The 13,264-nt window shown below is 46.0% G+C and carries 9 protein-coding genes; 1 reads left to right on the top strand and 8 read right to left on the bottom strand.

Going from position 1 to position 13,264, the window contains the following annotated elements; all coding sequences use genetic code 11:
- Positions 1 to 158 precede the first annotated feature (158 nt).
- From chvE to ETC05_RS06725, 5 genes are all read right to left on the bottom strand, one after another.
- Positions 159 to 1,235, bottom strand: a complete 1,077-nt coding sequence (gene chvE, locus ETC05_RS06745) for a multiple monosaccharide ABC transporter substrate-binding protein (RefSeq protein ID WP_031409169.1) — start codon at positions 1,233 to 1,235, stop codon at positions 159 to 161.
- A 387-nt stretch (positions 1,236 to 1,622) separates the two neighbouring features.
- Entirely contained in the window at positions 1,623 to 2,828 is a 1,206-nt protein-coding gene (locus ETC05_RS06740; protein WP_171660658.1) for a response regulator transcription factor, read from the bottom strand.
- A gap of 13 nt (positions 2,829 to 2,841) precedes the next feature.
- Positions 2,842 to 4,620 carry a cache domain-containing sensor histidine kinase gene (locus ETC05_RS06735; RefSeq protein WP_031409166.1) on the bottom strand — a complete coding sequence of 593 codons (1,779 nt, stop codon included), beginning with the start codon at positions 4,618 to 4,620 and terminating at the stop codon, positions 2,842 to 2,844.
- Positions 4,621 to 4,650: 30 nt separating this feature from the next.
- Positions 4,651 to 5,652 (bottom strand): substrate-binding domain-containing protein, encoded by a 1,002-nt coding sequence (locus tag ETC05_RS06730; protein WP_031409164.1) that lies wholly within the window; start codon positions 5,650 to 5,652, stop codon positions 4,651 to 4,653.
- A 453-nt stretch (positions 5,653 to 6,105) separates the two neighbouring features.
- A complete protein-coding gene (locus tag ETC05_RS06725; RefSeq protein ID WP_031409162.1) occupies positions 6,106 to 6,870 on the bottom strand; it encodes an enoyl-CoA hydratase in 765 nt (254 codons plus the stop codon).
- A 194-nt stretch (positions 6,871 to 7,064) separates the two neighbouring features.
- Between ETC05_RS06725 and ETC05_RS06720 the strand changes: the two genes are divergently transcribed.
- On the top strand, positions 7,065 to 8,525 hold the full coding sequence (locus ETC05_RS06720; protein WP_031409161.1) for a glycosyltransferase family 39 protein: 1,461 nt from the start codon (positions 7,065 to 7,067) through the stop codon (positions 8,523 to 8,525).
- 95 nt (positions 8,526 to 8,620) lie between these two features.
- On the opposite strand, the gene ETC05_RS06715 is transcribed toward ETC05_RS06720, so the two are convergent.
- The 3 genes from ETC05_RS06715 to ETC05_RS06705 form a co-directional block, all read right to left on the bottom strand.
- Complete coding sequence (locus ETC05_RS06715) at positions 8,621 to 10,048, bottom strand: aldehyde dehydrogenase family protein (protein ID WP_171660657.1); 1,428 nt, start codon at positions 10,046 to 10,048, stop codon at positions 8,621 to 8,623.
- A gap of 105 nt (positions 10,049 to 10,153) precedes the next feature.
- Positions 10,154 to 11,563 carry a sodium:solute symporter family protein gene (locus tag ETC05_RS06710; protein ID WP_031409157.1) on the bottom strand — a complete coding sequence of 470 codons (1,410 nt, stop codon included), beginning with the start codon at positions 11,561 to 11,563 and terminating at the stop codon, positions 10,154 to 10,156.
- Between the two features lie 147 nt (positions 11,564 to 11,710).
- Positions 11,711 to 13,048, bottom strand: a complete 1,338-nt coding sequence (locus tag ETC05_RS06705) for an aspartate aminotransferase family protein (protein ID WP_171660656.1) — start codon at positions 13,046 to 13,048, stop codon at positions 11,711 to 11,713.
- Between the last annotated feature and the right edge of the window lie 216 nt (positions 13,049 to 13,264).

Here is a 13,264-nt window from a genome sequence, read left to right as displayed (position 1 = left end):
ATTAATAAATCGTGTGCCTATGAAATTCGGCGTTTTTTTCTAGGGAAGGCGTGGTGAAATCCTTGATATAACAGCATTTCGGTCATTTTCATTTGCCTAAAATGCCCCTCAAACTGTCGAACTCGGGAGATCCCTTATATCCGTTTTCTCGGTATCTTCTATTTTTCCAAATCTTCTTTTTTGTAATAGCCGCTGTCGATCAATACTTTTTCATAATTGGATTTATCAACCGAAACCGGTTCCAACAAATACGCTGGGACAACTTTAACTCCGTTATTATACGTTTTCGTATCGTTCACTTCCGGCTTTTTCCCTTTCAACACCGCATCCGCCATCTCAACTGCTTTTTTCGCCAATTCCCTCGTGTCTTTAAACACCGTTTGCGTTTGTTCCCCTGCGATAATCGATTTCACCGAAGCCAATTCCGCATCTTGCCCAGTAATCACCGGCATCGGCTTGCTCGGAGTTCCGTAGCCAACCCCTTTTAAGGAAGAAATGATGCCAATGCTAATGCCATCGTACGGGGACAAAACCGCATCAACGCGAGCATTCGTATAATGCGCACTCAACAAGTTATCCATACGCGCTTGAGCCGTAGCTCCATCCCAGCGCAATGTCGCTACTTGGTCAAACTTCGTTTGCCCGCTTCTCACCACTAACTTTCCGGAATCAATGTACGGCTTTAATACCGACATTGCTCCATCAAAGAAGAAATAGGCGTTATTGTCATCTGGAGAACCGGCAAACAACTCGATGTTGAACGGTCCCTTTCCTTCTTTCAATCCGAGCTTTTGTTCAATGTACTGCCCTTGCAGCACACCGACTTTAAAGTTATCAAACGTTGCATAATAGTCGACATACTTGCTGTTTTTAATCAAACGGTCGTACGAAATGATCTTAATCCCTTGTTTATGCGCTTTTTCCAACACGTCCGTCAACGCTTCCGCATCAATCGGAGCAATCACTAACACGTTAACCCCTTTGGTGATCATGTTTTCAATTTGTGATACTTGGTTTTCAACCACGTCCTCAGCATATTGCAAATCCGTCTTATAACCGAGTTTTTCGAATTCTTTCACCATATTTTTCCCATCATGAATCCAGCGCTCTGAAGATTTCGTTGGCATAGAAATGCCGACAAATCCATTTTTTCCTCCATTCGCCCCAAGTCCCCCGCAGGCCGATAATGACAGGACAAATATCGACAAAATTAGTACAAACAAAGACTTTTTCATTTTCTCCCTCCTCAAATTTGTACGTATATTTAATTTCTGTTCTTACTATACCACGGGACAAATTGTCCGTCTTTTTAATTAATTAACTATTTTTATAAAAATTTAACTTTGTTGAAGCGTTTTCAAAATGAGGACACACCCCTTCTGATCTCGACATAGAATGATGGATCAAGGTACGGACATTTTTGCGGAAAGTTCCATGAGCGGCACGATCTGCTCTCCACCCGGAGATGAAAATGGCCGCTTGCCGACGAGGTTTTCACGGAAAGAAAAAGGTGTCCCCATAAGGATCGGGACACCCTTTTTCACTAATCGTATCCATTTTGGTAACGGATAACCTTTTCGATCCGTCTCCTCTCATCCAATGCTCGCTCCTCCCTGATCATCTCAAAAGGTATCCTTTGTTATGTGCATTTTCCGATATTGATTTGGAGACACCCCTATCGTCTTTTTAAAAGCCGTGCTGAAATAATGCTGTGTATCATAGCCGACGCGTTCAGCAATTTCATGAATCGGCAACTCAGTAGACAAAAGCAATTCCGACGCCTTCTCCATCCGAGTTTTCGTCAACAAATGAGTAAACGAAATGCCGAGTTCTTGTTTGATCATTCGGCTTAAATAAACCGGGGAAACATTGAGCAACTGAGCCACGGACTCAAGCGTCAAATCCGGCTGGCTAAAGTGTTTCTGTATATACTGCCTAGCGCGGCGGACAATCGGAGAAATACGGCTTTCTTTCTCCATTTGCTCTTTGCATTTTTCATATGCCGCCCTCACCCCGCCTATTCCTCCTTGCACTGCTTCTATATATACACTAGCTTTGATATGCAGATGTTGCCTCAGTGCCATTTCAATTTGCCTGCACCGTTCTTCGCTGATCGCTTTCCAGCTGATCACAACGACGAGCTCGTTCGAATCGCGAAAAATAATTTTGTCGCCATCTTCCAATAATTCAGAGAGGGCGTTTTCGATGGCAAATAAAAGCAACTGCCGATCCCGATCGCTCACAATGGGCTGATTTTTAAATGAAAACCATTGGATGACAATGATTTGCGCAGGGCAAGACCACGAAAGTCCAAGCAAGGACAGTTGCTCGACCATCTCCTCCTCTGTCAGTCGCCCTGTCGCCCATTCCATTCCTAATTGCTGGCGAAGCACGTGAGCATGCTTCTGTACTTGATTTGTTAACAGTTCCATATATCGTTTTTCCTGTTGCTCCTGTTCGAGCTTCTCCTTCACTTTTGCGACTACTTCGCGCAATTGCTGCGGATGAGTGGGCTTTAATAAATAATCATCCACTTGAAGGCGAATCGCTTCCTGCGCATACGAAAACTCATCATAACCGGTAATCACAATCATACGGCAATGGGGCAACTTCTCCCGCGCATGTTTCATCAGTGTAATCCCGTCCATAATCGGCATGCTTAAATCGACAAACAATACATCGACTCGATGCTGCAAGGCGAATTCCAACGCCTCTTCCCCATCTTCTGCTTCTGCAACAACTTCCATGTTAAATTCATGCCAATCGATTGATTCCCGAATTCCTTCACGAATGATAGCCTCATCGTCTGCAATCAACACTTTCCACATGAATCCATTCCTCCTAAGGAAGATGGGGGATGATCGGGTGCACAATTGTCACGGTTGTCCCTTTCCCTTCCTGACTATCGATATACAGTCGATAGCGAGGACCAAATGTTAACTGTAAGCGGGCTTGTACGTTCACCATTCCGTACCCTTTCACCTTTTTCATCTTTCCTTCTTGGTCTCCCGATGTAAAGTCAATGGCTAAACTTTTCTGCAACTCTTGTAGCCGCTCCCGTGACATTCCGACGCCATCGTCTTTTACACAAATATACATCGCTCCTTCATGTTCTCGCGCTTGAATCCAAATATGCCCTTGTCCTCTTCTCTGTTTGATACCGTGATAAATCGCATTCTCTACAATCGGCTGCAACAGCAACTTTAACACATAAAATTGTTGCAGATGTTCCGGAATATCAAAGGTATAGTCCAACTTATCTTTATAGCGAACTTCCTGGATACGTAAATAACTTTTCGTATGTTCTACTTCCTCAGCCAAACGAATCATATCCTTCCCCTTGCTCAACCCAATGCGGAACAACTTTGCCAGATTGTTGACCAACTCGGCAACATCATCAGCCCCTTTTTTGCGCGCCATCCATTGAATGGTGTCTAATGTATTGTAAAGGAAGTGCGGTTTAATTTGGGCTTGCAATCCCCGCAACTCTGCCTCCCACCGCTGTCGCTCTTGCCATTCCGCCAAAGAAATAAAATGCTGCATTTGATCCAACATGTGGTTGAAACTTCGACCCAATATCCCAATTTCATCCATACGCTCCCCATGATAACGAACCGTTAAATCGCCTGCTTGCGCTTTTTTCATAAATGCCGTCAGCTGGCTGATCGGACGAGATAATGAAAACGACAGGTAATAAGAAGTACCAATGGCAATAAAACAGACGAAAAAAATAAAACTGACGATATAAAAACGGATTTCTTTCACTTCTAGTGCTGATTCATCACTGGGAAACACTCCGATTGTTGTCCAATTCGTAAACGGCGAGCGCTGATAAATAAACTGAACGTGTTGTCCATTGATGTTCTTGAAAAATGAACCGCTATTTCCTTTGATCCAGCGCATCGGGACAGCTGTCACTGTGGAACGGCTCGGAGTATAGATGCTTTTCCCTTGCTCATCCATCACCAGTAAATATCCCCATTTTCCAAGACGGATATTTTTTGTCGCTTCCGCAATGACTCTCAACTTTAAATCAACCAGTACAACCCCTTTCACGTTTTGTGTCTCGGGATCCACAATGGCTCGAACCGCGGATATGACTTCTGCACTTGTATAATGGGCATGAGAAATAACATTTCTTCCAACCGGATGACCGAGCATTTTAAAAATCCCTTTATTTTTCACAGCCTCACGATACCATGATTCCCTTGTTAACGGCCGGGGAGAACGGCTGTACATTTCATTGCTTATATAGTCGCCATACTCGTTAACAACTAAAATCCCCGCAATCTCGGGATACAACGTAGTGATTCCTTGCAAAAATTGACGCATTTCATAATCATTGCGAGGCGCTCTACGATCCAAGAACGCTTTTATTTGCGGATTAAAAGCAATCAGATACGTTGCGTTTTGCATATTATTGGCATAAAACTCTAATGTCTGATTGACTTGGCTAATCAATTGCAACGTATTTTCATTTACTTGTCGTTCAATAATTCGATCCACCGTCCACCCTACCAAGCTTCCTAAGCAGAGTGCAGGCACAATCATTGAGATGAGTAACAACGAAACAAACTTGTATCGTATCGGCCAATGGCTAACCCGCCAACGCTTCAGCATTCGCAACGTCAATCACTCGTTTCTCTGTAGTCATTTGGCATAAAAATGATCCACATTTTCTCGTGTAACGATCGTAATTCCTGTATCAACATACGCGGGTAGCGGTAAATCCCCCGATCGTGATGGTGAGGTAAGATGATGATGGAGATGAAATAAAAACTGCAGCGACCAGTACCCCATATTCCATGTTCCTTGCGCCAATGTCGCAGCGATCACACCTTCCTTCACCAAATCTAATGTTTGTTTTTCTGTATCAAAACTAATGACCGTAATCTCTTTCTTATTTAGCTCTTTGATTGCTTCCGCCACGCCAACTCCTCCGTTCGCTTCTGTGGCAAAGATCCCTTGCACATCCGGATAATCTCGCAAAATCTCTATTGCCGCCTGTTTTGAGACCATAGTGTCTCCTTTTCCATTCTTCACAGCCACCACTTGCATTCGTGGATATTTTTCATAGATCGTCTCAACAAATCCTCTCGTTCTCTCTTGATGATTAAGTTGATGGGGGGAGGTAATCACGGCAACGTTTCCGCCATTTCTCAGTAGTTTTGCCATTTCGTGAGCAGCTGTCACTCCAGCACTATAATTATTCGTCCCTAGAAACGAAAACGCCTTGCTTCCCGAAGCATTCGAGTCAAATAATACAACTGGAATCCCTTTCTCAACAGCTTTATTGATTGTCTTTGTCAGCGCGGTCGGATTAATGGCGGAAACAGCAATACCTGCCGGTTTTCTCGCGATCACTTGTTCCAGCACCGTAACTTGCTCGTTGACATCATATTGGGTAGCCCCCCGATATTCCACGGAGACGTTCAATGCTTCCGCTGCATCTTCAAATCCTTTCAGACAGCGCTTCCAATAATCCATACCTGATTGGAAAGTGACCATGACGTATTTTTCATCTGGTTTGCCTTGAAACGCTGTCTCTCCTTGAGAAGCTAAACGGAGGCGAGAAATTTCTAAATGATAGCGGTATATATAAAGAATAAACAAACTGACTAAACAAGCATAAATGAGTAGTAACTTCTTCACTATGCTAATCCCCCTTGAACTCTCCTGAATCAAAAACTTATGGCAACAAAAACTGACGGAATGATGCAGGATTTCCCCTAAGTATAGATGACGTTTCTTTCGAGGGCAATAGGAGAAGGCTTTTCCTTAATCAATGTACCATGTCTGAACGGCAAAATCCAAAACAAAAAAGATTGTCTCAAAAACAGGTGAGACAACCGTTTCATCATAATTTCATTCGATGGATTAATCGTTCTGTTCCCTTTTCGCTATAAATTTCTGATTTTTCGTTTCGGTTTTCATCTAACTACAATATAAAGCAGCGAGTGATCAGCTTGGATGTAAAACAAAATCTCAACTTGGTATAGTCGATCTTTCACCGTTAACTACACTAACAGTTATATATCATAGCGGTCTCAACCTATTCTATTTCATAAAATAGTGTTAGTGTCGAACTCTCAGTCTTTTCCGTCCTCACCTCCCCCGAAACACCGGCTTCCGTTTTTCTAAAAAGGCGCGGACGCCTTCGCGGTGATCTTCGGTTTGCCGCATGCGCTGTTGGGCGTCGGTTTCAAGCTCTAGGACGCGAAGCAAGTCCGCCTTTGTTTGCTCGGCGTACAGCTGTTTCGTGGCGATCATGGCTTGGAGCGGTTTTTCCTGCAGGGAAGCGATGAATTGTTCGGCTTGCTCCTCATGATCGACAACGAAATCGACGAGGCCAAGCTGCTGCGCTTCATCGGCGCTCATCGGTTTTCCTTCCCAAATGATTTGTTTCGCTTTCGCGGTACCGACGCGCTGCGCCAAGAGGAAATGCCCGCCGCCGTCAGGGACGAGGCCAACGCCGATAAAGTTCATGGCGAGGCGCGCTTCTTTTGTGGCGATGAGGTAATCGCTCGCCAACGCAAAGCTGAACCCAAGACCAGCAGCGGGCCCATGGATGAGCGAAACGGTGATTTTCGGCATCGTATACAATCGCATGATCATCTCTTGGATCGTGTTCATCACCGTCTGAAATTGGCCCGGGTCATCGACAGAAAGCATCGTCTTAATGTCGCCACCTGCCGAGAATCCTCTTCCCTTGCCGCGGATGACGACGATCGAAGCGTCACTTTCTTCGATTTGCCGCAATGCGCCGACAAGTTCTGTTAACATTTGTCCATCCATCGCATTGAGCGACTGCGGGCGGTTCAGTTCCAATATTGCTTTGTTTTGGTCAAATGTCAGCGCAACTGTTTCCATTGCTCTCCCCCTCTGAATGATGATTCATTTATTCATTCTCTATAGGGATCCTCAATTCCTTGCTGTTAACAAAAATATTGCCAAAACATCAATGCTTGACATATTCGTCTATTTATAATAGGTTCTATCACGGCGTTACTTTTTGCATCTAAATAAAAAAGCAAGAGGTTTCTGCCTATGAAGGGGTTGGTATAATGAGAAAGCCAGGCTATTTACGAAACGTGTCATTTTATGTATTGGCGGGATTGATATTTTCTATGATGGTTTACAATGTCTTTTATAATCTCGGAAAATTTCCTATTTCCAGCTGGGACGAAGCGCGACATGGCGTCAATGCTTACGAAATGTTAAAACATGGAAATTTGATCGTCAACACATATCTTAGGCACCCTGATTACTGGAATTTAAAACCTCCCCTTAGTTATTGGGCTATTATGGTTGGTTATAAGTTGGTTGGGCTGAACGCTCTTGGCTTGCGACTGATGTCTGGCGTTTGCGCTATCTTCATGGCTATAGTCATTGCTTTATTTATGAAAAAGCGATTTGGCCGCATGGCTGCTATCATATCATTGCTTGCCTTGTCGACTAGCACCCAATATCTTCTCAACCATTGCGCTCGCACAGGAGATGCGGATTCTCTCTTTGTATTTTTCTTTACGTTATCCATCATTTCTTTGCTGTCCGCCAGACGGCAGACGCGATGGTTGTATGCAGCTGGCCTTGCCTGTTCACTCGCTTTTTTAACGAAAAGTTGGCATGCAGGGAACATTCTGTTGATCATGGCTGTATATTTCCTAATCACTCGACAATGGGAGTCATTTCACTGGCGCGCCTGGTGGAGGGCGGCCCTCAGTTTCGCTGTTCCTGTGCTCGCTTGGGTTCTTGCCCGCTACCACTATGATGGATGGCGGTTTTTTAAGCAAATGATCGCCTATGATTTGTTGTTACGCTCCACTCGGCCCATTGAGGGTCATATTGGCGATGAAACCTACTACGGCATCATTCTTGTTCATTTTTTCTTTTGGTGGCTGGCGCTCTTGGTCGGAATCATGGTCATCAGTTACATGCAAGGCGTTCGTCTTTTAGCGTTTGAAGGAACAGACCATCGATTGAAAGAAGATGTGATCGGGATTTTGCTTTGGATTTGCGTCCCGCTTCTCATGTTTACCATAGCTAAGACGAAAATCAGATGGTACATCCTCCCTGTCTATCCGCCGCTTTGCATGTTGATTGGCATTTGCGCAAGTCAATTATGGAGAAAAGGAACGTGGGGAGCGCGGGGAGTGTTGCTGACTGGACTGTTGTTCGTCGCATCGTTTTACGAAACGAATATTCAACATTATATCCATCATCCCAAGCCAAATTTCGAACTGGCATTGCTTCAGCAGACCGCCCAAATGCCTGTTCATGGATACGAACTGTTTATGTACCATCCGTTGCACGAGAAAGGTCGCTGGCCGCAAAATGCGGTCTTGACAGCAGAGCTTGCGAATGACCTCAAACCTCGGCACGGAGGGCTGAAAACGTTCTTGCATACAAGCCGAAGCCTGCTTCTCGTGAAAAAAGCATGGTTCAGCAAACAGCTCGAGCATAAATACCACCTGTCTGTTCTCGCCTCGAACCGTTGGGGATATATTTTGGAAAAGCACGCTTAAACATACAGCCTTGGAGTGCCACTCTCTCCAAGGCTGCGCAACCATTCTTCTAGAATTTTAGGAACAAACTTTACTCCAATCTCTTCTCATCCCGCTTAATTCTGGTTAAAAATAATCAATTTCAACTCCGTCATTTCCTCGATCGCATAGCGAATTCCTTCGCGGCCGAACCCGCTTTCTTTCACGCCGCCGTACGGCATATGGTCGACACGGAACGTTGGGATGTCGTTGATGAGCACGCCACCGACGTGCAGTTGTTTCGCCGCTTTCCACGCGGTATGGACGTTATCGGTGTAAATGCCCGCCTGCAAACCGTAGCGCGAGTCGTTGACAAGCGCAATCGCCTCGTCAATCGAGCGGACGCGGTTGATCAAGACGATCGGGGCGAACACTTCTTGGCATGACACTTTCATTGTCGGTTCAGCATCGACAATGACCGTTGGAAGCAAAATGTTGCCGTCGCGCTCGCCGCCAAGGACGACATTCGCGCCGCCTTGTTTCGCCTCTTCAATCCAAGAAAGCGCGCGATCGACATCGTTTGGCGTGATTAACGCCGACACATCCGTTGCTGGATCGAGCGGGTCGCCTGTTTTCAACTGTTTCGCCGCAGCAACGAATTTTTCAACGAACTCGTCATAGCGTTTTTCATGGACATAGACGCGCTGGAGCGAAATGCACACTTGCCCTTGGAACGTGAACGCGCCAAATACGCAACGCGGGATGATGCGGTCAAGATCGACCTGCTCGTCAATGATGACGGCCGAGTTCGAGCCAAGCTCCAACGTCACCCGCTTTAAACCTGCTTTATTGCGGATCGCGATGCCCACTTCCGGGCTGCCGGTGAACGTGATCATGCTGATGCGGGGATCGGCGACGATTTGGTCGCCGACCGTGCGGCCGCTTCCTGTGACGACGTTGAGCACCCCTTTCGGCAAGCCTGCGTTCTCGAACAGCTCGGCGATAAAGTAGGCCGACAGCGGCGTTTGGCTCGCTGGTTTCAACACCACGGTATTGCCTGAAGCGATAGCCGGACCAAGTTTATGAGCGACTAAGTTCATCGGGAAGTTAAACGGCGTGATCGCCCCAATGACGCCGATCGGCTCACGGACGGTGATGGCGATGCGGTTTTCCCCGCCCGGCGCCGCATCAAGCGGCAATGTTTCGCCATGGATGCGCTTCGCTTCTTCGGCGGCGAATGTATACGTCTGGATCGTGCGGGCGACTTCCCCTTTCGCCGTGGTGATCGGCTTGGCGGCTTCCAAGGCGATCAACTTCGCCGCTTCTTCTTGCCGCTCTTTCAGCTGTTCGACGACCCGCCCTAAAATAGCGGCCCGTTCATGCGCCGGCATGGCGGCCATCGTCTGCCGCGCCGCATACGCCGCGGCGATCGCCTCATCAACTTCTTGTTCGTTGGCCATCGGAATTTCGGCAATCGTCTCGCGTGAATACGGTGATTTCAGTTCGGTGTAAGACTTCGCTTCCCGCCATTCGCCGTTGATGTATAGTTTTTTTCTTTCCGCCATGTTCTCATCCTTTCCCTAACTAGTATTTGCAATCCAAACATTGCCTGTGTTAATAACATTTTTTATTTCGTCGCAAATTTGTTAGAATCCTCTTTTCTGATCCATTTATAGGACATGTTGCTGGTCCTCTATCTCCTCTTTCAGATTGGAGGATGGGAAAAGGTAGGAAAAAATCACAATCGAAACGATACTCGCCCCAATTCCATACATAATCGGATAGGTTGAGCTTAATCCCTCCATCGCTAAACCAACCAGCACAACGATGGAACTAATAATGATAGAGTAAAAGCCAGCTTTCGCCGTTGCTCGCTTCCAAAAGAAGCCAAAAATCACTGGTACGAAAATGGCGCCTGACAAAATGGCATAGGCGACATCCAATGCAACAAGCACATCCTGAATCCAAATAGCAAAGATAATAGCGACAATCCCCACTGCTAGCGTCATCATTCTGGATAATAGGACAAACTGTCGATCACTTATATTCTGAAACCAATATTGCTTCAAAATATCATGTGATAACAGAGTAGATGAGGCAAGCAATGTTCCGGAGGCCGTTGACATGAGAGCAGAACATACACTGGCCAAAATGAGCCCTAACAAGCCGTGCGGCAAAATCTCTAATGACATATTGGCAAATACGTTTTGTGGATCGTTTATATTCGGAAAAACCATCACCCCGCACATGCCAATGACGCTTAACGCCACGGCATAAGCGATGCTGTAAAGACCCGCATATACTGCGCCACCTCGAGCAATGTTCGGTGTTTTGGCCGTAAACACCCGCTGCCAAATATCTTGTGATACCACCATTCCTAATGTATAGAGCAAGAAGTATTGAAAAATATTTGCCCATCCCATCGATGTCAGATCAAAATGTGACGCTGGCAATCGCTCCAAAAGTGATGTCCATCCACCGACATAGGACAAACTCATCGGCAGCATCACGAAGAAAATGCCAACAGTCATGACGATAAACTGAATGATATCCGTCATCGTCACGCTCCACATTCCTCCGAGAATCGTATAAAACAACACGATCCCCCCGCCAACTAACATCGAAACGGTCATGCTCCAACCTAAAACCGCATGAATGATTGTGCCCATCCCAATGACTTGTGTTACCGAAACCATCAACGTATAGATCGCTGCCACCAACGCGCTGATCAAACGCGTTTCCTGATTGTAACGGCGGCCAAGCAGTTCGCTGATGGTCGTCACGTTGGCGCCATAAATTTGGTTTGTAAAAAACAGGCCAAGCACAGCAATGCCCAAACCAATCATAAAAACAAACCACATACCTGAAATCCCAAATTGATACCCTAATTTTGCTGTCCCAATCGTTGAAGCGCCTCCCAAAATCACAGCAGACAGGCAGCCAAGATAAACAAATAATCCAAGATTTCGGCCTGCCAACGCAAAATCTTCAACAGTTTTCGCCCGCTTCGCCCCCAAAATCCCTGCGCCGATCAATACGAGAAAATAACATAAGAGAACTCCAGTATCTAGTGCGTTCATACCCATTCCCCCATCCTCTTATAATCAGAAATCCATGTCCTTCGCGATCCTTTCATAAAGGCAAACATTCCTTCAACGAAACACGACATCAGTTGGTGAATACATCCAGTTTCTAAATGGTAATCGACATGTGCCTCCCTCTTTTTTTCATTTTCCAGAAGCGAACGAATGCACACCGATTTCCTCTTCATATTCGGTCAACGCCTCATCGAGCATGCTTAATCCTTCGCCAATCTGTTCTTTTGTCACGATCAGTGGCGGGATCATGCGAATCACTTCTCCTTGATTGCCGCATAGGTAGAAAAGAACACCTTTGTGCAGACAACGATTCAAAATATTCATCACTCCCTCCCCATTCGGTTCGCCAGTATGCGGGTGGACGATCTCGATGCCGATCATCAGACCGATCGAACGCACGTCTCCAATGACGGGATGCTTCCTTTTTAACAATTCCAGTTTTTTTCGTGCGTATTCCCCAACTTCCCTGCAATTTTCCAACAATTTTTCTTCCCTAAATACTTCTAAAGTTGCTAGCGCCGCTTCGCATGCAATGGGGTTGCCGCCAAACGTTGTCCCATGGCTGCCGAGCGGCCATTGTTTCATCAATTCTTTCGAAGCAACTGTTGCGCTGAGCGGCAACCCAGAAGCGATGCCCTTCGCAATGGCCATAATATCTGGGGTAACGCCAAATGTTTGAGCGGCAAACCATTCCCCTGTGCGCCCAAATCCTGTCTGCACCTCATCAAAAATAAGCAAAATACCATGGCGGTCACAAATTTCCCTTATTTTGCGCAGCCATCCTTTCGGAGGAACGATATATCCTCCTTCTCCCAACACTGGCTCGACAATCATGCATGCCACTTCTTCCGGAGTCACTTGATGGGCAAACAAGGACTCTACATCCTGTTCAAGCTTACGAGCGAAGTACACATCAGAATCCTCTCCTACCGGACAATGTTTTGGATTGGCATATGGAAGTTGGTACGTCAAGCCGTTGGGCTGCAAGTATTTCCGATATTTGCTTTTCGATGTGCTGACACTAAGCGCCCCTAACGAACGGCCATGAAAACATCCGGTAAACGAAATGACGTATGGTCGTCGCGTCACGTGTTTTGCTAATTTGATTGCTCCTTCAATCGCCTCTGTTCCACTGTTGGCAAAAAAGAAGCAGTCAAGCCCTTCCGGCAAAATTTTTGTCAGCTCTTCGGCCAAACGCAAAATTGATTCATACATGATGACACCGCTCGGCCCATGCATCAGGCGGTCTGCGGCCTCTTTGATAGCCTGCACGACTTTTGGATGGCGATGACCCGTATTGGCCACAGCAATACCGGAAGTGAAATCAAGATATTTTTTTCCATCCAGTCCGTAATAGTAACATCCTTCTTCCTTAACAACCGGCAAATTCGGATGGTCTTTCGCCATCGTTGGCGCGAGCAAATCATGCATTTTGTGAAAGAGAGGCAGCCAGTTGCCTTGTGTCATGTACATCCCCCTTCGACCAAGCCATTTTGTTCATCGAAAACGGATTCGCAAGTTCTGTGCCACCTTTAACACTATTCAATATTTTTAGTCAATTATACTCATTGATTTCTATCCCTCTGTTTTAACCGGTTCCTATCATGATGGCTTTGCTTACAATCCCACAACCGATCTAATTCATTGTTGAATCAATAATTCATTTTTGAATCAACACATTTG

Origin of the sequence: Geobacillus sp. BMUD (assembly GCF_013096845.1) — a bacterium.
Lineage (GTDB): Bacteria > Bacillota > Bacilli > Bacillales > Anoxybacillaceae > Geobacillus > Geobacillus vulcani.
Note: the sequence above shows the minus strand (reverse complement) of the source record. Positions and strands in the feature narration are given on the sequence as shown.